Source organism: Geobacillus sp. WSUCF1 (assembly GCF_000422025.1).
Lineage (GTDB): Bacteria > Bacillota > Bacilli > Bacillales > Anoxybacillaceae > Geobacillus > Geobacillus zalihae.
On the sequence record NZ_ATCO01000083.1, the window covers coordinates 1 to 24,387 of the forward strand.

Consider the following 24,387-nt stretch of genomic DNA (forward strand, 5'->3'; position numbering starts at 1 on the left):
TTAACTTGATGGGTATGGTTGCAAGCCCCCACTTCAAGCGTTAGCTAAGTGGGGGTAGTTGACCAACAAGTGTTGTTCTTTGTCCAGCCATGAAAAGGATCATCCAGGCACGTGTGTTCATCGAAACATCTCATGGGCAACGTTTTGCCCTTCACCCGGGCATGAACATGAATCATCAAGGCACGCGCATTTTCACGGAAAGGTTCATGGGCAGCACGCTTTGTCCTCCACCCGGGGATGAAAATCACGCGCCAGTCCTGCATTTTCACGAAAACAGCGTGGGATTGATCCCACGCTGTTCGCTTTCAAGCAGTCCTCTCGGCATCTTGTCAATGAAACAATTCGGCCATGTCGATTGCAAGCCCCGGAAAATACACGGAGCGAACCGTTCCCGTTTTCACTTGAACATCCGCCTGCTCATACAGCCGTTCCTCATTGAGCACATACACCGTCACAGCCTGCTTCATCGGATTGACGATCCAATATTCATGGACACCGCATGCCATGTACAAATTGAACTTGGTGACAAGATCATGCGCCTGGTTCGACGGACTTAAAATCTCGACGATCAGCGGCGGCACTCCGATATACTTCGTTCCATCCAACCGTTCTTCGCCGCAAATGACCGTCAAGTCGGGAACGACCACATGTCGTTCTCCTGTTTGCTCATCAACAAGCTCCACATCAAGCGGCGCCGCCAGCACATCGCACGGCTTTCCTCGAAAAAACAAACTGAACTGAAAATGAAGCCGGCTCGAGATGAGCTGATGCCGCACGCTTGGCGACGGGGTCATATACACGGCCCGATCAATATACTCTAAACGATCATCGCTTTGTTCACGCAGGACCCAATAGCGCTCATACGACACGCCAGAAGCAAGCGGCAAAGACAACGAAGGCCCCTCCCCATTCCCTTTTTTCTCAGTATACTGGATGGCTTCGAAAGGGGCAATGGGAGGTGAAAAGGGTCTTCCCTAAGAATCCGTCCAATGGATTGAAGTCAGCGAATATGAATGCAAAATCTTCCGTTTTATACATTATGAACATTTTTTGGATCCATATCCGCCAAAATGGTTTCGTCCGACCGACTCCTAGGAGAACAACGCGGCTCCGACTGCCGCTGGCTATTATGGTCTATCGCGCAAACAAGTCACGTTTATGTCAAACCGAAGCCCTTCGCACAAGGCAAGAAACATGGCCGGCCAAATGTGAAAAAGGACCGGCCGCCAACCTTCCCCATTCATAGAGAAGGTTTGTCGCACCGATCCTTTCCCTAAACGGAAGCATACATCCGATCAAGCTCTTGCGCTTCGTATTTCGCAAACGGGTCGATCAGGGAAATTTTTTGCGCCTCGGCATCGCCGACGCCGGCGTACAGCTCAGCCGTGCCGTCGCCTTTGCGGATGAGTCCGCCGCTGAAAACGACGTTCGCCAAATCCGGCCGTTTCGCCGGTCCGTCTAAAAAGTGGGAGCGAAGCGCAAGCAATTCCAGCTCTGAGCGCTCCATCGTCTCCGGGTTCAACACGAACACCATCGGGTAGTAATGGCGGTTGCCGTGCTCGTCAAAGCAAGCGATATGGCCGAGCGCCCCAACAAGCCCGTTCGCCAGCAAATGCGCCTCGTTCACGCCGCCCCATTCTTCATCCGTAAATTGGGCGTCCAAAATCGGCGCGGCCTCGATCACGTCCGGCGTCAACTCATCGAGCGAGAAAATGCGGGTGAACCCGATTTTCCCGCGGCCGCCTTTTTCCCCTTGCGGCCGGGTGAACACGCCGATCGACCCATCTTTCAGCTCGACAAGGCGAATGTCTTTCATCCCATCCGGCCCTTCGGCGAACTTTTCTAAGCGGCGAATGTTCGGTCCGCGGTAAAAGACCGTCCGCCAGCTATGCTCGCCAACAAACACCGGATGCGGAAACGTCTCCACGCCGCCGAACACCAACTGACCGTGAATGCGCGCCACAAACGGATCCTGCAAGGCGAACACCGGCGCCCCTTCACGAGGAACCCAGACGCCGTCGCGCTCGACGAAAAAGTACACTTCCGATTGCTCGCTGTCGCGCGCCTCGACGCGCCCAGCGATCACCCATTCTCCTTCATCCACAAACGGTGCGGAAATATTATAAACGTCCCGGTCCCCGACACCCGCAAAGCGAAGCTTTTCCGGCTCAAACGGCTGTGGGGCCGAACGAAATTCATCCACTAACACTTGACATGTCTTTAATGTTGGCAATGAGAATAACATGATTCATCCCTCCGGATGGCGCCAAAAACGCCCGCATTGGCATTTTTGGCTGTTTTTCCTGATCGCGGTTCGAACAGGAAACCCCACTCCCTTTCACACCGGCTTCGTCATTCGGACACCAACGATGATGCCACCCCCCGTCGCCGGATCAGGAAGTCAATGAAACTCATTCATTCGTGTGTTCTTATTATAATATGATATGAGAAAGAAGGAAACACGTTATTCATTGCCAAAAAAGCAGGGCCAAGACGAAGTCAAGGCCCTTTTTCTCCCTTTATTGGCGCTGTTGGACAAAACGGATGAATGCTTGATCAATATCCACCACCACAAACTCCACATCCTCGACCGGACCCAACACCTCGACAAACAACTGCGCCACGTTTTCTTTGTCAAGCCTTCCGACGCCTGTCCCTAGCGCTGGCAACGCCACCTTCTTGATTCCGTTCTCCCGACAGTGCGCGACGAGCCGCTCGAGACACGCCCGAACGATGTCATACGACGTCGCCCCTGCAGGCTGCTTCATCGTCACTAAGTGAAGGACCCCGCGAAACGGCAGCGAGCCTGCTCCTGTCACGTACAAATCGCCGGGCTTAGGGTCTTGCGCTTGACAGACGCGGATCGCTTCCTCCTCGATCACACGTCCCCCCGCCCGACGGATCGCCGCTGCCACGCCGCCGCCCATCGGCCCGATGCCGTTGGCGGCATTGCAAATGTACTCGACTCCTTCCACTTTGGTCAGATCGCCGACCATGGCGCGAATCATCCGAACCCCTCCTTAGCGATGTTGCGCAAAAACTCCCTAAGAACAACGGCATGGTTATGCTGCTCGTCTTTGGCGGCATAAAGCAACATCACCGTTCCGGAAAGCGAAAGCAGCTCCGTAACGAGCGCTTGCTTCGTCGTATCAGTCCTCCTGTTCATACGTTCTCGCAAACTCGGCAAACCGCTCCGGCCGATGGCCAAACCATTGCTGGAGGGCAGTCTCTTTCACCAGCGGTCACGGCACGCTTCGACCTTTGACACCGCGGCCAAAGGCGGTCGACGAGAATGCGGATGCCGTCATCCCGTTCCGCTGGAATATCAATTTGCTTTGTTTGGAACACAGGTCCGTTTCCCTACTTTCCTTTACACCTCTACCTCGTCCCAGTTCACTTTCACCGCTAACGAACCGCCCGTTCTCCGCAACATTTTTTCCAGCTTGATCCTATCGGTCGATTTTACATTAGGTGTTCTCACTCGCGTCATGATAATTCGTCCTTCAAACCGGTATCCAGACAACTTCTTGCCTAATTGTTCAACTGTCCGCATGATTTGCCGCACCGCTTCCACGAGATCAGACCCTTTTAATTCGATGAAAAATGCCTGCTCCCCTTCGATCACCAAAAATAAAAAGTCGCATTTTACCCCCTCTTGAATCAAACAACCGTCTACACGGTATAAAGCCACCCTCTTTTCCCCTTCGTTGACAAAACGAATCTCTCTCCCTTTTTCCTTAACAACCGCTAATTTTCGACGGTCGCAATATTGCAAACAACTTTCCCATTCTACAACCGCCATGTTTATTCCCCCTCTTCCTCCGCCTCCATAAGCTCATCCAGAACACGGTTGATGGCAGACGATGCTTCATCGATCGCTTCGGCCTGGATTAACCGTAATTCATCATCGATAATGCTTCGGTAGCGGAATCTCCCTCCCTCGCTCTCTAGCATGTAGGCCTTTAACCGCTCCGGAGAAAGGCGCAGCTTTCGGTCTATAATCGGATTGGCACGCCCATCCAATTTCCTTCCGATTTTGGCAGCGTACAAATAAATATTAAAAGCAGACAAAATGTACGGGCTATGAGTCGTGATCACGAGTGTACTATTCGTTACGTTGAGCAGCAACGCAAATAAGGCCACCATTTCTTGTTGGGCGTTGGGGTACAAGTGCGCCTCCGGTTCTTCAATCACCATAAACACTCGTTGCCGTTCCAAAATGACGGTGAAAATGAGCAATAAAATCCAAACCACTTCCTGCTGTCCAGAAGAGGAAAACTTCAGTTTTGTATACTCTCTTTCATTAAAAAAAAATCCGCTCTCCATAATCAGAGAACATGTATTTTCCTTTCATCACGCCTTCGATCATCTTGATGGCCAGTCGAATGGCTTCAAAGTCAATTTTTTCTGTCGAGAATTTTTTGCGATCTTCGATGATTTCCTCAAATGAATGGGAAAACATCTTCTTCAGCAAATTGATTCGCTCGATAAACTGCTCTGTCAACACATCGAGCTGTTGCGGATTAATGTCCTGAAGCTGATCCGACAAGGTCGCCACTAGACTTCTGCCCGCAGGGATAAAAATAGGTGTTTTGGAATCACCGAATACTTCAGCGATGGAGGCTTTGACCGTTTCCAATATATTTTGCTGCCGCACTTTCCAGGAGGAGACATTCCAAAAATCATCTAACTGTTGTTGTTCGTATTGCATCTCCTTTTTCAACTTCACAACATGCAAAAAATTTTCCTGGATCTCCCGTTTGAGCGGATCGCTGAAATGGATTTGCACATAACCGTCCTTTAAATCTAGGCGAACAAACTTTTGAACATCATACTCATAACGAATATGGAACGGTTTCATATGTTTGGTTGTGCCAAAGTATCCGACAAATTTTCTTCGCAAACGTTTATTGAACTCGAAAAATGGGTTGTGTTCTTCCGTTTGACGCACTGAAAGCAAATAGTTGACCCATTCGTCAGGAATGGATTGAAAGAAAAAAATCAATTTGCTGATCGTACTTTTTCCGCTCGCTTGAGGACCAATCAAAACGGTCACATCCGCGATCTCCTCATCAAACAGCTCCACAGGGCCAAACTGTTCAATCCGTATGCGCGCCACATCCTACCCTCCTTTTTGTCTTCATCCCTGAAAAACGACAAGCTGTCATGCAAAACATGCCAATGCGAACGACTTGATGATTGAATTAGCTGTTCTTCGATCCTTTCGCCTCTGCCACCACCCGCTCCAAAAACGAAAGCAAATCATCCCGCAGCTCCTCGTTTTGCAAGGCAAACTCAATCGTCGTTTCGATAAAGCCGAGCTTCTCCCCGACATCGTACCGTTTTCCTTCAAACTCGTAGGCAAAGACACGCTGAATTTCATTCAGCCGCCCGATCGCATCGGTGAGCTGAATCTCCCCGCCTGCGCCGACCTCCTGCTTCTCCAAAAACAAGAAAATTTCCGGCGTCAACACGTACCGCCCGACGATCGCGAGGTTCGACGGCGCTGTGCCCGGAGCGGGTTTTTCGACAAAGCGGCGCACTTGGTAGCGCCGTCCCTTCTGCTCGAGCGGGTCGATGATCCCGTAACGGTGCGTCTCTTCCTCCGGCACGCGCTTGACGCCGATCACCGAGCTGAACGTTTGTTCGTATTGCTCAATGAGCTGTTTTAAACAAGGTTTTTCCGCTTGGACGATATCATCGCCCAACAACACCGCAAACGGCTCGTCTCCGATGAAATTGCGCGCGCACCAAACGGCATGCCCCAGCCCTTTTGGCTCTTTTTGGCGAATGTAGTGGATGTCCACTTTTGATGGCTCTTTTACTTTCTCAAGCAAGTCCAATTTTCCTTTTTGCTTCAGCAGCTGCTCGAGCTCAAACGCATAGTCAAAATGATCCTCAATCGCCCGCTTCCCTTTCCCGGTGACGATGATGATGTCCTCAATGCCCGATGCCACCGCCTCTTCGACAATGTACTGAATCGTCGGCTTATCGACAATCGGAAGCATCTCCTTCGGCATGGCCTTTGTCGCCGGCAAAAACCGCGTCCCAAGGCCCGCTGCCGGAATGATCGCTTTGCGCACTTTTTTCATGATTCCGTCCCCCTCTTCTAGCCGATAATGACTCGTTCTTTCGGGTAATGGTAGCTATCTTTCACCGCTCGGCCGCGGACGAGCCATAAAAACGAAATGATGCCGACCCGGCCGATGAACATGACGATCACCAACACCAGCTTGCCAAACGGGCTGAGCTCAGAGGTAATGCCGAGCGACAGCCCGGTCGTCCCAAACGCTGAACATACTTCAAACAAAAGCATAACGACAGGAAGCGACGATTCCGAGACGGAAAGCGCAAGAACCGCCGCAAAACAAAGGAACAGCGCACCGATAAAGACAACAAACGATTTTAAAATATCTTCCTCATGAATTTCACGCCCGAACACTTTGACCGCTGAGCGCCCTTTCGCATAATGCCAAACCGTTAACAAAATCACCGCCAACGTCGTCGTCCGGATGCCCCCGCCAACGCTGCTCGGGGAAGCACCGATAAACATCATCGCGCTCAAAAGCAATAACGTCGGGTCGGAAAACTCGTTCATATCCATCGTCGCCAGCCCGCCGCTGCGCGATGACACCGACTGAAACAAGGCGTAAAAGAGCGACCGGTGCCACGGCTTTCCAGCGAAAAAATGGCTCCATTCAAGCGCATAAATCGCCACCGTGCCAAAGAAGACGAGGGCAAAAAACGTCACCGTCGTCAACTTCGTAAACAGCGAAAACCGGTAGCGCCCTCGGTCGCGCGCAAACAAAAACTCCTTCACCTCAATGAGCACAGGAAAGCCAATCGCGCCTAGAATGATCAGAATGATATGGATGACTTGCACGAAATAATCACCGGCGAACGGAATCAGCGACTGGCCGGTAATATCAAATCCAGCGTTCGTCGTGGCACTGACCGACGCAAACACCGCCTGCAAAAGCGCCTCCGGCCACGTCGGAAAATAACGCAAAAAATACACGCCCAAAATCAGCGCACCGACCGCTTCAATGGCCAGAATCAAGAAAAAGATGTCCCGCGTGAGCTTCACGAGCCCTGAGAGCGCAAGACGGTTTTGATCGGTCATGATCAGCTGCCGCTCACGAAACCCGATTTTTTTGCCAACTAACAGCCAAATGAACGTACTAAGCATCATTAACCCTACGCCGCCCACCTGCATCATCACAATCAACAAAACAATCCCAAACGTATTAAACGTCTCCGGAATCGACACAACCGTCAACCCGGTCACACTAATGGCGCTCGCCGCCGTAAACAGCGCATCAATCCAGTGAAGCTCCACTCCCGGCTGATGCACAATCGGCAGCCATAACAGCACCGTCGACACCGCGACGGCCGCCAAATAAAACAGAATGATCAACTGAATCGTCGACAACTTCAACCATAATGAACGTTTGATTGTCATGCCGTCACCACCATTGCCCCGACCAGCGCGCGGGCAGCTTCCGTACGCCGAGTTCACATCGTAATGGATTGTCCCGATCAATCGACGTTTTTTTCCATTATATCAAATCCCTTTGCCAAGAAAGAAACAAAAGGAAGAACTTTCGACAGAAAAGCGCCTAGGGAGCCACAAGCCAAAAAAAGAAACGCCCGACGCATCAGGCGTTTCCCGTTTACAAGTTCATTCCTTGACAAGCGAATCCAAAATCTCACCCAGCTTCAGCTCCACGCACGCCATCGACGTATCGGCGGCGCCGTAATACATTTTCACAATATTACCGTCCACAAGCGCCCCGCATGAGAACACGACGCGGCCGAAAAAGCCGTTCACCTCATAATCCGCTTCCGGCTCAACAAGCGGCCGCTCCGAGCGGGCGATGACTTTTGCCGGATCGTTCAAATCGAGCAGCACCGCCCCCATGCAATAGCGGTGGTCATCCGACGCGCCGTGGTACAACTCAAGCCAGCCTCGCTCCGTTTTGATCGGCACCGCCCCGCCGCCGATGCGGGCGCTGTCCCACTTTCCTTCGCGCAGACCGAACAAAAAGCGGTGATTCCCCCAATGAAGCAGATTCTCCGACTCCGCGATCCACACCTCAGGGCGGCCGTTGCTTCTCGGCACCGGGCGATGGAGGGCGTAATACTTGCCGTTGATCTTCTCCGGAAAAATGAGCACATCTTTGTTTTCCGGCGCGAAAATCATGCCGTGGTGCGTCACCGTCTGAAAGTCTTTCGTCGACACCATCGCCTCGCCGACTCCTTTTGGCGACACGGCGCTGAAATAAATGTAATACGTGCCGTCAATGTACGTAATGCGCGGATCTTCAATGCCGAACGTCTCGAGCTCATTCGATGGATAGACGAACGGGCGGTCGTCGATCGTAAACCGCCGCCCGTCCCGACTTCGGGCGAGGCGCAAATACGAAAGCGACGTCAAGTAAGCGAACCGCTCCGCCCCCGCCTCTTTGATCACCCGAGGATCGGAAAAATCATAGCGCGGATCGTCTTTGCGAAATTCGTAAACATCGACCTTCCCCGTCTCTGGGTTCCATACCGGTGCTTTCACGATGTTCGGGTCATCCGACATCGGCCGCTCCGCCACCCGAAGAAGCAGCAACACCTCCCCTTGGAACGTCGCCACCCCGGCGTTAAACGCCCCGATCACTTCAAACCCGTCGTGATGCGGCGGCACATCGTTCGGTGTAATCAGCGGGTTCTCTTCATAGCGGTAAAGGTGCATCGTCACCCCTGCCTTTCGTATTTCGTAAATGGATCCACGATCGTGAGTTTTTGCGCTTCTGCGTCACTTGTTCCAGCGTAAAAATCGGCCGTGCCGTCCCCGTTGCGAATCAATCCGCCGCTAAACACGACATCCGCCAAATCCGGACGCTTCGCCGGGCCATCGAGGAAATGGGCTCTTGTGGCGATCAACTCCATGTCCGACGCTTCCCCCGTATCCGGATTGAACGCAAACACCATCGGATAATAGTGGCGGTTCCGCTCGTGATCGAAACAAGCGATATGGCCCAAGACACCGACGAGCCCATTGTCAAGCAAATGCACCTCATTGGCGCCGCCCCATTCTTCATCCGAAAATTGGCCGTCAATGAGCGGAGCCTTCTCAATCGCCTCCACCGTCAACTCATCGAGCGCACCGATGCGGGTGAAGCCGATTTTTCCGCGTCCGCCTTTTGCCCCGCCTGTTTGATTTCCATTCACTTGAAGCCGCTTTGTTTCATTTCCTCAATCTCCGTCACAGGCAATCCGGTCAGTTCGTGAATCGTCTGCGCATCAAACCCTTTCATCAACATCCGTTTCGCAATGTGCCGTTTTTCTTGTTCCGCTCCCTCTTTGCGCCCTTCCTCCCGTCCTTCCTTTCGGCCTTGAATTTTTCCCTTTTGCTCGTACGAAATAATCAATTCCAGCACGCGTTCTTTTTCTTTCGTCTCCATTTGTTTCACCTCGCTTCGAAGCTGTTGTTCTTCTTCATCGGACAGCTTCACATACGTTTCAAAAAAGCCCATCAACAAACGCTGTCTTGCCTCGTCTAGCTCAAGACGCACCAACATGCGCAAAAATTGCTTTTTCAGTTCCACTCGTTCACTTTCAGTATACCCCATTTTGCTAAGCAGCGCAGCCGCCACCGGGTTGTCGGTGCGGATGAATTGGCGCCAGTTTTGCTTGCGCAACTCCACATGGAAAAAGCGAAAGTCAAGCACATCGCCAAACGGAAAGGAGAGCGTGAACGAAGAGGGTTCATCTCGGATGGCATCATAGCTGAAGACGGCAATCGGAATGATCGGAGTGCGGTATTTTTCAAACAAGCGGCTGAAGTAAAGAAACATTCTTTCTGGAAATGACGATTGAACGTACGCTTGGTTTTCTACGTGAACAATGATCAATCCGTCTTTTCCTTTGAACTTCGTCTCGACGAGCAGGTCAACGCGGTACTTCTCCCCAGCCGTTACGTCCGTAAACAGCTCTTCGGACAAAAACGACAAATGGTTGAAATCAATATGCTCGTGCATATCCGGAAAGAAGAGAAGCACAAATTCCTCAAAAAACGTCTGCAACAACTCCTTGAACAACCGGTCGTGATCGATCGCCATACATTCACCTCACACGAATACGTTTCGTATTCTCTTTTTCGACATCATCAAGCAAAATCCTGCCGATGGCACAAAAATGGCTGTCCCTTTTCGAGAAGAGACAGCCAAGACGCCAACCGCAATGTGAAGCCCCCTCCATTCCTGGATATGAATGTTCCGCCACTTGCACGCAAGGCCGAAAAGCAGGGGATGCCAAGGCGGCTACATCCCCGCCTTCCTTCCGCCCTCCACCGCCTTCGCCCGGCGGAAACGGGCGATCACGTCATCCATCCCCCCGCTGCCGAACATCACGCCCACGACGATGAAAAGAAAACCAGCCAGCTGCATCGGCGAAATCGGCTCGCCCAGCAGCCAATGCGCCCCAAGAAGCGAAAAAAACGGATTGAGATTGATGAACACCGCCGACTCCGCGGGCCCGAGGTGCTGCACGGCCTGATTGTAAAACATATGGCCGAGCGCCGTCGCGACGACCGCCGAAGCAAGGAAAATCATCCAAAGCGGAAGCGTGCCTTCTTTCAAACTCGATAGGCCGCTCGGCTCGAGCACGAGGCTTAAGACAAACAGCCAAAGCGACCCGAAGACAAGCATCCACCCAGTCATCAACCGCGCCTCGACCGTCGCCTTTTTGATCATAATAAAGCTGATCCCTTGCGCCAAGACGGCCAAAAAGACGTACACATCCCCAATGGACAAATGGCCAAGGCCCCCGTCGCCGCTCGCCACAACAAACACGACGCCAAAAAACCCAAGCGCGATGCCAAGCAGCCGAAACAACGTCGGCCGCTGGCCTAAAAACACGATCGCCAACAGCGCCGTCACAAGCGGCACAAGCCCCAGCACAAGACCCGCATTCACCGCTGTCGTCCTCGCAATTCCCAACGCTAAAAAGAAGTGATGGGCCACCACGCTGAACAATGCAGCCAAACCAATCTGTTTCGCCTCATTCCAACTGACTTTTTGAAGCTTGCCGATCCCCCATAAAAACAAAAGCACGACCAACCCGGCCGTTAGAATGCGCAGCGCCGTCAACGCGACGGGCGAAAAATGCTCCACCAAAACTTTCAACGCCGTCACATTCAGCCCCCAGGCGACCATGATCCCGACAAGCAACACATAAATGAATGATCTCTTCATCCCTCTCTCCCTCTCCTGCACGTTCGGTTTTTCTCAACATGGAAAAGGAAAAACGGAGCCGATGGACGCTCCGCTTTCCCACCCGTTTCCGCATAGAACGAATGAATTCACTTCCGCTGCAATGGCTTCTGCCCTCTATTTTACTACACCACAGCGGATTTTTTGACTCAAAAGCACCGTCATCTCAAGCCCGCGGCATGTTCTTCCTTTCTCCGCCCATATCGGCCGTCCATCGTGCATATGGTATAACAGAGAGGAGAGAAGACCCCATGTTCCCACGCTACCGCCAAAAGACGATCCGAGCCAGGACGGGGGTGGCGGTTCTCACTGCCGTCGCCGTGTTGGTGGCGATCTTGTCTCTGTTTCTTTCGAACGAACGGAACGAGGCAAAGGAAATCGTTGACACGTTTTACCGCTACGAGCAGGCAGGGGATTTTGGCAGCTCTTGGGAGCTGTTTCACCCGCTTATGAAAAAGAAATTCCCAAAAGACGTCTACATCCAGCGCCGCGCCCACGTCTTTATGCAAGACTTCGGCGTCGAGACGTTCGACTACCGCATCGATGAGGTGGAAAAACTGTCGTCATGGTCGATGTCTGATGAGAACAAACCGCTTCACGACGTGTATCGCGTCCGCGTCATTCAGACGTTCCATAGCGCTTTTGGCGTGTTCGAAATCCATCAAGACGTCTTCGTCGCCAAAGAAAAAGGGGAAAAGAACATTTTGTTCCCTTACCGCCCGTAACCCCCAACATCGATGCGGCCCCGATATCGACCGGGCGCCGCTTTCACCGCTCCTTCCATTCCTCGATGATCTCAAGCGTCCGATTAATGCCGACATTGTATATCAACAGCTTAAGCAAGTTTTCCCGCTCCTCTTTCGTAAAAAAGAGATCGCCGTCAATGATCTCAAGCGGGACAGGGGAGAGCTCGGCATACAGCTCATAATCAACCTTCTGTCCTTCCGGTTTTAGGACAAACGTTCTCATTCGCGCCATCCTCCTTTTTCACCTACACGTTTTGACAAGAAACACCCGTTAGGCAACGCTCCCTGTCAAGTATAGACTAACGCACAGCGCGTTCATACGGCATGGCGGCCGCATGCCATGCGCATGAGACTCTCTTCCCATTTGAGCAACCTTATTCGAATCTTCTCATACACTAATGTATCATCAATCGGAGCTGTTTTCTCCATCCAGCGAAAAAAAGGAGCGAAATGCCATGTACAAACATATCGTCAAACACGGGGAAACGATCGCCTCCATCGCCCGCGACTACCGCACATCTGTTGAGGCGCTCCTTCGCGCCAATGGGTTGACCGCCGCGTCCGTCATCTTCCCTGGCCAAGGGATCGTCATCCCCCACCTTCCGCCGAAAGGATCGATTCCCTACACGATCCACATCTCGATCAGCCGCCGCCAGCTGACGTTAAAACACCGGGGACGAACGATCCGCACGTATCCGATCGGCGTCGGCAAAATGGTCACCGCCACCCCCGTCGGCGATTTTGTCATCGTCAACCGCCAGCCGAACCCGGGCGGTCCGTTCGGCGCCATGTGGCTCAGCTTATCCAAAGTCCATTACGGCATCCACGGCACGAACGACCCGTCCTCGATCGGCAAATACGTATCCAAAGGCTGCATCCGCATGCACAACAAAGACGTGCTCGAACTCGCCTCCATCGTTCCGAACGGAACGGAGGTGTTCATCCGTCCGTGAGGGCAAAACAGCACCATTCATCCATCTGTTCCGGGTCGCAACCTGTTTTCTGTTTCAAGGAGATGCCATGCGCTCCCACCGAACGAACACCGTGTTCCCGCTCACGATGGCAGCTGACAATCGGTCGGGCAAGTAGTATAATTTAGGTAAAAAGCGAATGGAGTGGAGAGGATGCCGGGCGGGATCTCGCATCACGCCAAAGACATTTTGTTCAAATCACTCAGCGCATTGTACCAAAACCAAGCCCTCGATGTATACGGACTTCACGGACTCCCGCGGATCAAAGCAGTGCTGCCAACCGAATTTCCGTCTGTTCGGGCGGACGAACGGCGCGCCGACACCGTGTTTCTTCTCGAAGACGATTCCATTTTGCTTCTGGAATACGAAAGCAACGAACGATTTCTCGACAACCATTTGAAGTATCTCGATTATGCCTGTCGGCTCCTCCACACATACTATCAACAGGAAAAACGAATCCGCCCGATTCGCATCGTTGTGATCTACACAAGCGATGTCACGACCGCCCGCGAACGGCTTGACGCCGGCGATGTGTTTCTTTCATCCAAAGCGGTGTTGCTTGGCGAATTCAACGGCGATGCGATTTTCCATGCCATTGAAGAAAAAGTCCACAACGGCGAACCGCTCACTCCAGAAGAAACGATGAAACTCATCCTCGTGCCGCTCATGCACACCCGCTTCGACCGGCAAACGATGATCGAAAAAACGATCGAGCTGGCGAAAGCGATCGGCGACGAACCGAAACAGCTGCACATCATCGCTGGCGTTCTGACCGCTACAGACAAATTCATCGACCGGTCATACGCCGAAAATGTAAAGGAGTGGATCAAAATGAACAAAGTGTTTCGCCTGTTAGTCGAAGAACTTGAACAAGAAAGAGAAGAAATGTTGAAGAAAGTGATGCAGGAAAAAGAGCAAGCCTTGCAAAAAATCATACAGGAAAAAGAGCAAGCGGTTAAGCAAGCCGAAAAACAGAAAGCCATTGAAATCGCCAAAAACTTCCTTGATGTCTTGCCCATCCACGAAGTAGCGAAACGAACCGGCCTGACCGTCGCCGAAGTCGCCGACCTTGCAAAGGAAATGGACCGATAGGCAGCACAAAAGAGCCGCAACCGCGCGGCTCTTTTCATGCCCTCTCCCCAACGATAACAAGTGCCTTTTTCCGTCCCCCTACCCCTGCACAGCTTCCGATCCGAACGAACTTCGCACATCGGCCAGTTGCACCGCCAGTTTTTCCAGTTCATCAGCGCAACCGATCGTTTCCACAAACCGCTTCGGCAGCTGGCTGTATCCGACTTCAAGCCCTTTCAGCCCTCCCGCAATGGCTGCAATCGTATCGCTGTCTCCACCCATATTCGCGGCCGAAATGACGACATCTTCGAACGAGTCACAACGGAGCAGCCAATGCAGCACCCACCCCATCGTATGGACGACATACCCATCAGGAGGGTAGGCAGGCGTCACCATAAGCAGCGGCTCATAACGGGTATGCTCCACTTCTTTCCGAATCGCCTTGGCGAGCGGCTCTCCTTGAAGCACCCGAAAGGCGATGCGGTTGTAAATCAGGCACGCCTCTGTCGCCCGTTCGTCCGCATGTGTCATGCGGGAATGCAAAGCCGTTATTTCTTCCATCTTCTCTTGGTCCGCATACGCCAGCGCGATCGGCAAACAGCGCATCAGTGACCCATTGCCTGCACATCTTCCCCCTAACTCCTCGCAAGCCTGCACCGCGGCCGCAAACCAGTCGCCCTGATACCGCCTCAACACCGTGCGGATGATGATGCCGACATCGGGCGGGTCGGTCTCGTACCACCGCAAAAACTCCTCGCCAATGTCATGAATCGGGCATGTCGGATCGCGAATGATCCCCCGCGCTACCGCGATCGTCATCGCCGTATCGTCCGTTACTTCCCCGGGCTTCAAGTCAAGGAAACCACCGCCAATGATGTCCGTCACCTTTCCATACTTGCGGCGGACGTCGTCAACGCTCATAAACTCCGTCGTCGCCCCGAGCGCGTCCCCGATCGCCACCCCAAACAGTCCGCCTTTGATTCGATCCAACACCCTGCAGACTCCCCCCTTCCCTATGTGTGAACGGCCTCAATCGTCAAAACTATCGATTGCGATCCATCGCGGTTACGCACCGCACTCCCCAAAGGTCTTCAGGCCGACGTGAAGTTGTTCTCCAGATTCCCGTCCGGACTCGTCCGCTCATAGCCGCCGCCCTGTTCCCCGGTCAAGTTCACGTCTGTGTTCCCGTTGCGCCACACCATGTGCCACATCTCCGACCATCCGCCACTCTCCTTTCCCACCCCCATCTTCCGCTAATATTTATTTTTCATTTCTACACTTTTCCTATTAATCCTTCCCCTTCCATAAATATTTTTAAGAATAGCGACTCAGGATAAACGATTCAGTCTAAATCCCAATCCTTGCTCGTTCACAGACATGTTGTCCATAAATAGGATTATAGAACCAAGTCTTTTTTCCTAAGTTATGTATTCTACATCCTCTCAGAACAATCACTCCCCTTCGCCACCATCGAGCAAGATGACAACGGTTATGTAGACGCGCCCCCTCCTTTCTAACCATTCGCTCCACCAAGCTTTTCAAAAAGAAGCGCCAAGTGAGATGACATCTTCATTCCCCGTCGCCACGGTCTTGCGACAGTGGCCGTTCCCGTTTATCACACTGCCGCTTCATCTTTTTCAACTTCTTTTTAATCTCTATGAGCGAACGATGGATTTCCGCCGAAAGAAGCCCGTCTTTCCTCGCCAATAGTCCTTCGTCGATCATGTTCAAATGATCCCACGCTCTTTGGACCGTCTCTTCGTCGTAATTTCCGGGGTTGATGATGATCTCCAACAACTTCTCTTTTGTGTAGCTAAGGCTTTTCACAATCTCTTTCAAACATTCCATCTCGACGTGTCTGCTGTCTAGCAGCCATGGCATCTGTTCCCCTTGTTCCATCGAGCCTTCCCCCCATCTTCCCGCGCGGTGTCGCTCTGAGGCATGTTCCTGGCAGCTGACTTCCCTCCTCGACAGGCCAGCGCTGCCTTCCATCTCCGCACCGTGTTGTGCCCTCTCCTCACCCCGGCCTAATTCCACTAGTCTGTATGCCCGTCAGCCAAATCCCACCGTCCCTAGCGCTTTCGTTCCTTATGCATCACCTTGGCGTCCGACTCTGTCCCCTGTTAACCAAAATCCCCCTCACGATGTACATCTTATTTCGCCACACCGCCGTTATGCCTAGGATCAACCATGCAAAAATATTCAGCCATAAACAAAGATGCCCGCTGTTGAAGTGCGGTTTACATTTTCTCCAGTTCGTCCAAAGAAAGATACCTGACGGGATTCTGTCCCTTGAATCTCCTCGCTATTTCACTTTCCTTCCGTCGCAACTTCTGCAGAACTTCTACGGGAGCCTCTACGCCCTCAAACCGCCTTTTTTTCTGCCCTTTTTCCTCGATAGTTTCCCATTTTTCAGGACGAAAAGCACAAACGATTTTTCCATGATTGATCCCTACTACATACTGGATATACGGGAATCTCCGTTCGTTTATCAGCCAGTTTCCACGTATCGCTTCATAGTAGTCTTTTCCCTCTGCCAATGTATGATGGATTTTTACCAGCACTATTTCTTCCTTCACGTCTTTCTCCTCCCTTTATCCGTTGATACACACCGCCGTGCGCTGAAGAAACATGTCCAGTCATAAGACGACCGCATCTGTCTCGGACCTTTGGCCTTGATTGATGGGTTCGGGTATGTACTCATTACCCGTTTCGTTACAGTCGTTTATCGTGGGCATCCCCTCTTGCCAGCGGCGTTTTTCAGGTAAACATTGACTTGCTTCTGCGTCCAGTTAACGGGATTGCCTCGCCCATGCAAAATCATTTCCAGCTGATATTGCTTCCCCCATCATCAACCTTATGCCCTTCCTGCTGAAGACTCTCTGTTCATTTCACCCCAAACGTCGGCCTTTTCCAGTGCACCGCAGCGCAATCGGCCATGAAAAGTGAAAAGAAATTCATGCCATCTATAACTGATTCTATATACCCTCAAAAAACCCTTTTTATTCCACGAATTCATCAAAACCTATGACAATGGAAACGGCATGGCGCTCGCCAAGCGTTGGGACGGATACGGGCATTCCATGAAGGAAAATGAGCGTTGGATGCTTGACGAAACAGCTGTTCGACACTTCAACCGGACAAACAGCAATGACACGTTCTAGAAGAAGGGCAAAAAAAGCGGACAACGCGATCAAAAGGGGAGGTGGAAGACAGCCAAAAAGAGGGGGGCAGCGAAAAAGAGAGTGGAAACTGCATACCCGCCTGAACCAAAAAGCGCAACCATTCACCTAGGGTTCGCTTGCAAAGAAATGCGGCACCGGGCAGCCTCAGCAAATTCGCGATTGAATATAAACACAAAATATCGTATATTTATAAAAAGAAAATCTATAATCATACGATAGTGAGGGAACCCGATGCAAATCGACCACGCAGTCACCAGCGATGTAAAGGAAATGCACGCATTAATTCAACACTATGCGGAAAAAGGCTTGGTTTTGCCCCGTTCGTTGTTATCCATCTACCAGCACTTGCAATGCATGTATGTGGCAAGGGAAGACAACCAAATCGTTGGAGTCGCTGGGTTGCATATCCTAGGGCACGATCTTGGGGAAGTCCGTTCGTTAGTCGTATCGCCTGACCATATGGGGAAAGGAATCGGCCGCATGCTCGTCGACCATATTGCGAACGAAGCGGCAAGACTCGGGGTGAAGCGGTTAATCTCCTTCACTTACCAAGTTGAGTTTTTTCGAAAATGCGGATTTGAAATCGCCGAAAAAGCAACGTTGCCTGAAAAAGTGTGGATTGACTGTGTCAATTGCCCCAAGCTGGACTGTTGCGATGAAACAGCCATGATCAAATACATTTGACCCTTCTCCCACCTGCGCAACCGCGAAAAGGTGGGAGATTTGCTTGAAAACAACCGCCCTGCGACAGAGCGGTTGACACCTGCTTCTTTGTCGAGAGGGTGCGAAATGTGAGGTCTTCGCCAATTCCCCCCGACTCGTGCGCCCCAACGGCATTGAAATAGCGAAGGACGACATCGTTGAGCCCATAGCAGAGGCAAAATCGACCAAAACTAATGGATTTGTTCGTTAATCATATGAAAATTAATATTCACCGGTATCAACTTCTTTATACGCTCAATATCCCGCTTCTTGTAGTCCATAATCACAATGCCAGTGATGACCTCATCCTCTTCAGAAAACCGGATAAACACACCAGGAGCTGCTTCGTCATCGTACGACACTTTTGGTTCGCCCAAATAAATATAAAGAACATCGTGATCATAGTCATAGGAGTATTTAACGTTTTCCTGTAAATTTTGGACGAACATAAATCGCACCTCCTGTCTCTTGGTTTAACCTGCTTTTGGCGATGACGGTAACAACGTCACCATACGCTTCATCTTCATGGTCGACAATAACGACCAACGCCTTTAGCGACTTAAACTTAGGCAATTGCACAAGATCTATATATTTTTGTCTTGTATCATGCTGATCGTCCGGATTATTTGGCAATATAAAACAAGGATCTTGAATGACGCTCTTGACCATATCTTCTTGGCCTATAAACTCTTCCCTTGTATGATCCCCACCAACAATATGATAATTCCATGTTGTGCTTTTAAGCCGCACCTCTCTGCCTAGAGGGTCCTCAGTTATAAATATGTAGTCTGTATTGATCTTGTTACCTTCCATTATTGCTCACTCTTCACACCAATAATACCTAATTGCGAAAGTTCCTGAATCTTTTCCTCGCTTGGCGGGGAAGGGATTTCACCGAATATCTCTTCATACTGCTTAATGTAATTCAATAACAAATAGGCAAATTGTTTGGCGTGTTGTGGGCTCATAGTAACCTTTCCGAGGTATATATTTCCATCGGGCGATTGCTGTTGAAGATTAAGGATAATATCATGAAGACTCATACTTAAACTAATGGAATTACAATAAACATTGAAGGGTCTCTTTTCCATATTCCCTTCCATATACCTTTCCTCTCCCTTTTAAAACGGTATTGTAATTATATTTTATACCTTAAAGAATTTTCTTGCACTCATTTCATTAGGGAAACCGCTGTATATAGAAAATGCCTATAAATAAACCGCCCCACCAAGGGGCGGCCTAATCATCGTCCTTTCCGCTGATGCCATTTCCACGCGCTTTCGATGGCTGACAAGTGACAGGCACCCTCACCCCCTCACAAATTCAGCATATTTTTTCTTCCGCTCTGTTTTTGTGCCTGAAAAGTAATCTAATCATGCATCCATATTCATAAATTTCGGAGGCAGCGATTTGGGATGCATATACAAATAAACTCTCCATCGGTAAGGTTCCGGCGCATGCACCATATGAGCTTCTACAGGATTGAGATGAATATATCGACTCACTTCCAACATTCCGCTGTCATTGTCAATCAATTTACCATAATAACGTTTTTCAAATACATGTCCCGTCAAACGATAGCGAGTATTATAATAATTCGCATACCGTTTGTTCATGAGCGCCATGACTTTCGAAATCGGCTCCTGTTTTGAGCGCAGCTGCAGGTGAAAGTGATTCGTCATAAGGCAATATGCGGCTATTTCAAATGGGATTTTTTCGTGAAGCTGGTGGAGGATATGAAGAAAAGCGAGAAAATCATTTGTTTCCTTGAATAGGGGATCACGCCGATTGCCGCGGCAAACGATATGATAAAACCGATGGGGCACCCAGATCCGCTTTTGCCGTCCCATTCTTTTTACCTCGCTGTTGCCTGTTGCTTCGTATATGTTTTCAGCCATCTTAGCGTCATCGCTTCCCAAAGCGATTCATCCGCTATCTCTTCGGTTCCCTTTAAATCGGAAATGGTCCTTGCCAGCCGAATGATTTTCGTTTGTACACGATTGCTCCATTGATGCTGGGATGCCCATTGCTGCAACAGAAGTTGCTGCCTTTTGGCAAGCGGGCTTTTTTCCATTAATAACTCAAAAGGAACACGCCCATTCGTTATTTCTTTTCCGTAACGTTCATATTGCTTTCTTCTTGCTTCTTCTACTCTTTTCCTTATGGTTTCCGAAGATTCCGAAACCCTCGTTTCTTTGGTGAAATCAATGACTTCCAATGACAATAAAACATCCATCCGGTCATAAATCGGCCCGGAAACACGATTTCGATACGCTTGAATTTGTTTCGGACTACATGTGCAATAGCGCGTTCTTGAGCCTAAATATCCACACGGACACGGATTCATCGCCCCAAGCAAAATAAAGTCCGCAGGATATGTTACCGTCGACGAAATACGGCTAATCGTCACTTTCCCCGTCTCTAACGGCTGGCGAAGCATATCCAGCGTCTTTTTTGCAAATTCCGCCATTTCATCGAGAAATAAAACACCGCGATGTGCCAGCGACACTTCGCCAGGCTTTGGGTGCGTTCCCCCGCCAATTAAAGAAACCGATGAAGCGGAATGATGCGGATGACGAAAAGGCGGATGGCCGCTCTCGATTTTTTCCCCTGCCAGCTGGTACAAACTGATCACCTCTAACTGCGCATCATGAGAAAGGCTCGGCAAAATCGTCGGAAACGTTTCCGCCAACAAACTTTTCCCGCACCCAGGCGGTCCAACCATTAACACGTGATGTCCGCCTGCCGCTGCGATCTCCAATGCTCGCTTTGCTTGATGATAGCCAATAATCGATTGAAAATCCCGATGATGCTTTCGCGGGGAGTCCATGATTTCAGGAGTGCGAAAAGCTGGGGATAACGAAAGAACACGTTGTCCTTGCAGATATTGCACCGTTTCTTCCAATGTCTGAACAAAGATACAACCGAGATCTTTCAAATGATGAAGCGGAAGTGTGGGATCATACGGAAGGTATACTTTTTGAAAACCGAGCTTCTTTGCCGCCAATATTGCTGGAAGCATGCCATCCACCGGCTGAATCGCTCCATCCAACGATAACGAACCTAAAAACGCTGCATCGGGGGAAACCGGCGCTGTCAGCTTGCCCATTGCCTTCAAAATCCCAATCGCCATCGCCAAATCAAACATCGGGCTATGCTTTTTCCGCTCCGGCGGAGACAAATGAACAACGAGCCTTTTATCAAAAAAGTCGCATCCGAAAGCATAAAGCGAAGCAAGAACACGTTCCTTTGCCTCTTTCACCGACGCATCCGGCAACCCAACAATCACCATCGCCGCAATCCCCGGCACCTCCTGCACCTCCACCTGCACCCGATACCCTTCTAACCCCCTTAACCCAATGCTTAAAATCTTCACCGTCACTCATCCATCCCTCCCAATCACAGAACATTAGTTCTCACCCATCATTGTAATACCCTCTCATTTATCTTTCAATTACCAATATTTCGACAAATTTCGGGCGGTGAGCGCCACTTCCGGATATCGCGAAAACGCTGCAAAAGACGACAGAGTGGATGTCATTGCCTGGATGGAAAAAGAATCCGTGCACGTCATATCTGGAGTTCGGCCGGGAAGACTCATTTTTAAACCGAATGGGCCATTGGTGGATGAGTATGAACAATCGTGGGATCTAGCAGGAGATGCAGGCGTTTTGAATCTTACGGTAAAGAACAATAAGATTTTTTATGATGAATATCCGGATGCACTGGCCCGATTGTACAGCTCGCTGACTTCTCATGGAGGAAATTATCTTGTTGCAAGTGCTAAACCGGGATTTGAATTTATCGGTGAAGGCTCTCCAACTCATGTTGGAGGAGCAAGCCACGGGGGGCTTCATAAACAAGATTCGCTAGTGCCGATGATTATAACTGGCACCGATTCGTCCCCAAAACATTTACGCATGATTGATTTAAAAGATTGGATTTTAACACTGATTGATTGACGCAGATAAACAATCAGCCTCCCGCTGACAACACTCCTTCAGCGGGAGGCTCTGTATTTCCTTCACATTTCCACGATGCCGCTTCCATGCACTGAAAATATTATCTTCAAGCGAATATTCCGCTTCTCAGTCCAGTTTCCTTATCCATCTTCTCCGATGAGGCGACAAAGCACGTCGGAGCGCTCAGTCAGTCGTTGGATTCCATGACGGCTTTGCGACTGGTCCCTTTTTCATCTGTTTCAACGACTTCGTTGGCGGAATAGCCTAAGCCGTTGCCGAGGGTTATAAATAGCCATGGCAATGGATCAAGCCATCCCTGCTAATGTTAAATCTTTGACAAACTTCGAAGCACGGCAGGTATTATCCCATAACAGGGGCTAATTCATCCAATGTTGCACCTTGGAAAGAAGGAATCTCGCACTCAAAGGCTACTTTCAGCCACCAATGAGGAGTTGATTTTTCATTCATATACACAACACGAACAGAAGGGTTCGCTCCATTTTCTAACAAGGAAAAGACGGCCTTACTATAAAAGGCTGGAACATATCCAAGCTTCTTCCCTCCGTGAGTATAGATAGCAACAGCATGGGGATCATAAGTGTTTGTTAGTTCTTGTACTAATTTCAACGTTTCGTTAATGGCTAGCCATGTTGCCCAATTTTGAGGAAGATTTTGATAGCGCATGCCATGAACAAAAAAGCTGACACGCAGCTTTCCATCGTCTTCAAGACGCAGCGGTTGCTCAAAAGAATAAGTGTCGCTGGCTAACCGCCCACGTGTTTGTTGAAGCAAGTCCATCTTAGTGGAATTCTCATCCAGACCTAAATCGGACAAAATGGCTTTAAAATCCGCACGATCTGGTGACGGCAATCGGCGTTCAAACGCCGGAAACAGCTCCTTTGATCGATATATTTTAGTTGGGTCTGGGAAAGCCGGATGCAACATATACCCGTTATTCAATGCATCTTTCAGTTTTCCGTGACCAGAGGCATTATAGGTGTAAGTGAACTCATAATAGCCATCATAATGAGAAAGAGTTCCTATATGATAAAAAGAACGGGTTTTAGGATTTTGCCAAACCACTAAAAGTGTATGAACTTTTTTCATGTTATTGATCATCCCTTCCAATCCACTCCAATATTTTCTTTCTTCGAAAAGGCACTATATTCAATAACCAGTCTTTTTGTGCCTCGCTTAAAATATCTAATGATTGAATAAAATCAGAATACCTTATTAAATCAAATTCAACTAACTTTTGGATACTTTGATTAAACTCATCTGTAAAGTTTTTACTAATATATGTTAACAAGTCTTTAGCTTTGACCTTTTTCTTTTCAAATATACCCGCCTTAACCCTTGTTTTTTCCGTATATTTGTTCATTTCTTGGGGATTCGAGACCATTTGTATCAGCTTTTCATCTTCAAATCGAAACCCTAAAGAAGCACCGTTATCATAAATGGGAGAGAATTTTGCTCCTGTTTCAAGAAATAGCAATTGCCAATTAAATGGGTGCCTATCTTGATTGCCAATAAGAATATCAAACAATTGCATATCTATAAACTCTGATTTTATGGTCTCCCAATACACAAATTTCTTCATTATTTTGAATCCAGCATCAATGAGTTCCATGTCCTTCAACGAGGATTCTTGGAGCTCCTTATAATCGTCGACTAGCGCTGATAATAAAACTCCACCTTCTTCAGCCATTTTTGCATCATATTCCTTTACAAAATTTCGTAGAAGACATCCTCTTCTACCGTTTCTGGTTACAATCTCAACACTCATCATTTCTAAACCAAATATAGCTCCAATTTCAGCGGCAATTAGTTCTGTAATATCCTCCCAAGAAACTCCTTCTTTAAACTGCCGCGGGTATTTTATAAGATAATGTATTTTCTCTGGAGATATCAATTCCTCTTTCTCCAGTGTACTTTTTCTACCATACCCGACTCGTTCCCACTTACTGACATCTCTCAACAATGCTAATCGTTCCTTTTTCGTACAATCTTACTATGTATTTTAACACTAAATGATGCAAATTTATCATTCATCATAAAATTACGGCGTAACGATTTAAAATTTCGGTCATCAAAAACCAAAAAAGGACAATATGATTGGAAACTATTTTTTAAATATTTACTGATTCATTGATTTCTATTTTTGTTGGTTCCACATTTGCGTAATATTTTGGACGATAACCTTGGAGGCACACTTTTTTGATTACCCCATTCTCAACAACAAATGTTAAATCCTCAATTTCCTGTAGTGTCCCAGTTAAAATGAGTTGTTCTACCACTTTTCCTCGGATCTGTTCCATAGTGTAACCTTTTTCTTTCAAGATACGCAAAAGGTTTGAAATCACTTGTATCTTTGCATTAGAGGGGTTTATAATCATACTTTCTAACAATACGGAAGAATGATCATACCGAGGTAATTCTTCACCAAATAATATTCTCCTTACTCGCAACATATATAGGTTGTAATAAAG

29 protein-coding genes and 2 pseudogenes are annotated in these 24,387 nt (G+C 49.4%); 5 read left to right on the plus strand and 26 right to left on the minus strand.

Annotated elements, in window-relative coordinates:
- Window positions 1-329: 329 nt before the first annotated feature.
- The 14 genes and pseudogenes from I656_RS07540 to I656_RS07495 form a co-directional block, all read right to left on the minus strand.
- Window positions 330-893 carry a Uma2 family endonuclease gene (locus tag I656_RS07540; protein ID WP_020755177.1) on the minus strand — a complete coding sequence of 188 codons (564 nt, stop codon included), beginning with the start codon at window positions 891-893 and terminating at the stop codon, window positions 330-332.
- A 380-nt stretch (window positions 894-1,273) separates the two neighbouring features.
- Window positions 1,274-2,245, minus strand: a complete 972-nt coding sequence (locus tag I656_RS07535; RefSeq protein WP_020755178.1) for a DUF1861 family protein — start codon at window positions 2,243-2,245, stop codon at window positions 1,274-1,276.
- Between the two features lie 274 nt (window positions 2,246-2,519).
- Window positions 2,520-3,008 (minus strand): macro domain-containing protein, encoded by a 489-nt coding sequence (locus tag I656_RS07530; protein ID WP_020755180.1) that lies wholly within the window; start codon window positions 3,006-3,008, stop codon window positions 2,520-2,522.
- A complete protein-coding gene (locus tag I656_RS19195) occupies window positions 3,005-3,178 on the minus strand; it encodes a DUF488 family protein (protein WP_235048625.1) in 174 nt (57 codons plus the stop codon). Before I656_RS19195 ends, I656_RS07530 begins: the two co-directional genes overlap by 4 nt.
- Window positions 3,163-3,348, minus strand: coding sequence for a DUF488 family protein (locus I656_RS19895; RefSeq protein ID WP_331436735.1), 186 nt, complete (start codon window positions 3,346-3,348; stop codon window positions 3,163-3,165). The genes I656_RS19195 and I656_RS19895 overlap by 16 nt, the downstream gene beginning before the upstream one ends.
- A gap of 22 nt (window positions 3,349-3,370) precedes the next feature.
- Window positions 3,371-3,802, minus strand: coding sequence for a hypothetical protein (locus I656_RS07525; RefSeq protein WP_020755182.1), 432 nt, complete (start codon window positions 3,800-3,802; stop codon window positions 3,371-3,373).
- Window positions 3,803-3,804: 2 nt separating this feature from the next.
- On the minus strand, window positions 3,805-4,254 hold the full coding sequence (locus I656_RS19200; RefSeq protein ID WP_235048626.1) for an AAA family ATPase: 450 nt from the start codon (window positions 4,252-4,254) through the stop codon (window positions 3,805-3,807).
- A gap of 49 nt (window positions 4,255-4,303) precedes the next feature.
- Window positions 4,304-5,056, minus strand: coding sequence for an ATP-binding protein (locus tag I656_RS19205; RefSeq protein ID WP_235048627.1), 753 nt, complete (start codon window positions 5,054-5,056; stop codon window positions 4,304-4,306).
- Window positions 5,057-5,204: 148 nt separating this feature from the next.
- A complete protein-coding gene (gene galU, locus I656_RS07520) occupies window positions 5,205-6,092 on the minus strand; it encodes a UTP--glucose-1-phosphate uridylyltransferase GalU (protein ID WP_020755185.1) in 888 nt (295 codons plus the stop codon).
- 17 nt (window positions 6,093-6,109) lie between these two features.
- Window positions 6,110-7,462 carry a TrkH family potassium uptake protein gene (locus I656_RS07515; protein ID WP_015375963.1) on the minus strand — a complete coding sequence of 451 codons (1,353 nt, stop codon included), beginning with the start codon at window positions 7,460-7,462 and terminating at the stop codon, window positions 6,110-6,112.
- A 219-nt stretch (window positions 7,463-7,681) separates the two neighbouring features.
- Window positions 7,682-8,740 carry a glycoside hydrolase family 130 protein gene (locus tag I656_RS07510; RefSeq protein ID WP_033005695.1) on the minus strand — a complete coding sequence of 353 codons (1,059 nt, stop codon included), beginning with the start codon at window positions 8,738-8,740 and terminating at the stop codon, window positions 7,682-7,684.
- A gap of 2 nt (window positions 8,741-8,742) precedes the next feature.
- A pseudogene (locus tag I656_RS07505) lies at window positions 8,743-9,198 on the minus strand (DUF1861 family protein); the annotation flags it as partial.
- A 17-nt stretch (window positions 9,199-9,215) separates the two neighbouring features.
- Window positions 9,216-10,109, minus strand: a complete 894-nt coding sequence (locus I656_RS07500; protein ID WP_020755189.1) for an Rpn family recombination-promoting nuclease/putative transposase — start codon at window positions 10,107-10,109, stop codon at window positions 9,216-9,218.
- A 201-nt stretch (window positions 10,110-10,310) separates the two neighbouring features.
- Complete coding sequence (locus I656_RS07495; protein WP_020755190.1) at window positions 10,311-11,243, minus strand: DMT family transporter; 933 nt, start codon at window positions 11,241-11,243, stop codon at window positions 10,311-10,313.
- Between the two features lie 269 nt (window positions 11,244-11,512).
- On the opposite strand from I656_RS07495, the gene I656_RS07490 reads away from it, so the two are divergent.
- On the plus strand, window positions 11,513-11,986 hold the full coding sequence (locus I656_RS07490; RefSeq protein WP_011232748.1) for a hypothetical protein: 474 nt from the start codon (window positions 11,513-11,515) through the stop codon (window positions 11,984-11,986).
- Between the two features lie 43 nt (window positions 11,987-12,029).
- Here I656_RS07490 and I656_RS07485 read toward each other — a convergent pair whose 3' ends face one another.
- Window positions 12,030-12,230, minus strand: coding sequence for a hypothetical protein (locus tag I656_RS07485; protein ID WP_011232749.1), 201 nt, complete (start codon window positions 12,228-12,230; stop codon window positions 12,030-12,032).
- A 232-nt stretch (window positions 12,231-12,462) separates the two neighbouring features.
- On the opposite strand from I656_RS07485, the gene I656_RS07480 reads away from it, so the two are divergent.
- Together I656_RS07480 and I656_RS07475 are read left to right on the plus strand one after the other, a co-directional pair.
- On the plus strand, window positions 12,463-12,960 hold the full coding sequence (locus tag I656_RS07480) for a L,D-transpeptidase family protein (protein WP_020755194.1): 498 nt from the start codon (window positions 12,463-12,465) through the stop codon (window positions 12,958-12,960).
- Between the two features lie 171 nt (window positions 12,961-13,131).
- Window positions 13,132-14,070, plus strand: a complete 939-nt coding sequence (locus tag I656_RS07475) for a hypothetical protein (RefSeq protein ID WP_033005699.1) — start codon at window positions 13,132-13,134, stop codon at window positions 14,068-14,070.
- Window positions 14,071-14,148: 78 nt separating this feature from the next.
- Here the strand turns inward: I656_RS07475 and I656_RS07470 are convergent, their stop codons facing one another.
- The 3 genes from I656_RS07470 to I656_RS07465 all read right to left on the minus strand — a co-directional run bounded on the left by I656_RS07470 (window position 14,149) and on the right by I656_RS07465 (window position 16,628).
- Window positions 14,149-15,042 carry an ADP-ribosylglycohydrolase family protein gene (locus tag I656_RS07470; protein WP_020755197.1) on the minus strand — a complete coding sequence of 298 codons (894 nt, stop codon included), beginning with the start codon at window positions 15,040-15,042 and terminating at the stop codon, window positions 14,149-14,151.
- 576 nt (window positions 15,043-15,618) lie between these two features.
- Window positions 15,619-15,948, minus strand: a complete 330-nt coding sequence (locus I656_RS0115645; RefSeq protein ID WP_033005712.1) for a hypothetical protein — start codon at window positions 15,946-15,948, stop codon at window positions 15,619-15,621.
- A gap of 341 nt (window positions 15,949-16,289) precedes the next feature.
- On the minus strand, window positions 16,290-16,628 hold the full coding sequence (locus I656_RS07465; protein WP_020755200.1) for a hypothetical protein: 339 nt from the start codon (window positions 16,626-16,628) through the stop codon (window positions 16,290-16,292).
- Window positions 16,629-17,465: 837 nt separating this feature from the next.
- On the opposite strand from I656_RS07465, the gene I656_RS07460 reads away from it, so the two are divergent.
- The gene (locus I656_RS07460; protein WP_020755202.1) at window positions 17,466-17,918 is read left to right on the plus strand and encodes an N-acetyltransferase; all 453 of its coding nucleotides are present in this window, start codon (window positions 17,466-17,468) and stop codon (window positions 17,916-17,918) included.
- Window positions 17,919-18,127: 209 nt separating this feature from the next.
- Here the strand turns inward: I656_RS07460 and I656_RS07455 are convergent, their stop codons facing one another.
- From I656_RS07455 to I656_RS07440, 5 genes are all read right to left on the minus strand, one after another.
- Complete coding sequence (locus I656_RS07455; RefSeq protein ID WP_033005702.1) at window positions 18,128-18,385, minus strand: DUF2283 domain-containing protein; 258 nt, start codon at window positions 18,383-18,385, stop codon at window positions 18,128-18,130.
- Window positions 18,354-18,749, minus strand: coding sequence for a hypothetical protein (locus I656_RS0115650; protein WP_023634263.1), 396 nt, complete (start codon window positions 18,747-18,749; stop codon window positions 18,354-18,356). The genes I656_RS07455 and I656_RS0115650 overlap by 32 nt, the downstream gene beginning before the upstream one ends.
- Window positions 18,749-19,039, minus strand: coding sequence for a DUF3467 domain-containing protein (locus I656_RS07450; RefSeq protein ID WP_020755204.1), 291 nt, complete (start codon window positions 19,037-19,039; stop codon window positions 18,749-18,751). Before I656_RS07450 ends, I656_RS0115650 begins: the two co-directional genes overlap by 1 nt.
- Window positions 19,040-19,309: 270 nt before the next feature.
- Window positions 19,310-19,786: a transposase gene (locus I656_RS07445; RefSeq protein ID WP_033005703.1), complete on the minus strand. Its 477-nt coding sequence runs from the start codon at window positions 19,784-19,786 to the stop codon at window positions 19,310-19,312.
- Between the two features lie 5 nt (window positions 19,787-19,791).
- Window positions 19,792-21,318 carry a YifB family Mg chelatase-like AAA ATPase gene (locus I656_RS07440; RefSeq protein WP_020755206.1) on the minus strand — a complete coding sequence of 509 codons (1,527 nt, stop codon included), beginning with the start codon at window positions 21,316-21,318 and terminating at the stop codon, window positions 19,792-19,794.
- Between the two features lie 148 nt (window positions 21,319-21,466).
- Between I656_RS07440 and I656_RS17965 the strand changes: the two genes are divergently transcribed.
- Window positions 21,467-21,898, plus strand: a complete 432-nt coding sequence (locus I656_RS17965; RefSeq protein ID WP_223810856.1) for an alkaline phosphatase family protein — start codon at window positions 21,467-21,469, stop codon at window positions 21,896-21,898.
- A 360-nt stretch (window positions 21,899-22,258) separates the two neighbouring features.
- Here I656_RS17965 and I656_RS07435 read toward each other — a convergent pair whose 3' ends face one another.
- The 3 genes and pseudogenes from I656_RS07435 to I656_RS0115655 all read right to left on the minus strand — a co-directional run.
- Window positions 22,259-23,005 (minus strand): HIRAN domain-containing protein, encoded by a 747-nt coding sequence (locus tag I656_RS07435; protein ID WP_033005705.1) that lies wholly within the window; start codon window positions 23,003-23,005, stop codon window positions 22,259-22,261.
- 1 nt (window position 23,006) lies between these two features.
- Window positions 23,007-23,879 (minus strand): HipA domain-containing protein, encoded by an 873-nt coding sequence (locus I656_RS07430; RefSeq protein ID WP_020755210.1) that lies wholly within the window; start codon window positions 23,877-23,879, stop codon window positions 23,007-23,009.
- Between the two features lie 148 nt (window positions 23,880-24,027).
- Window positions 24,028-24,387 (minus strand): annotated as a pseudogene (locus I656_RS0115655) (caspase family protein); the annotation flags it as partial.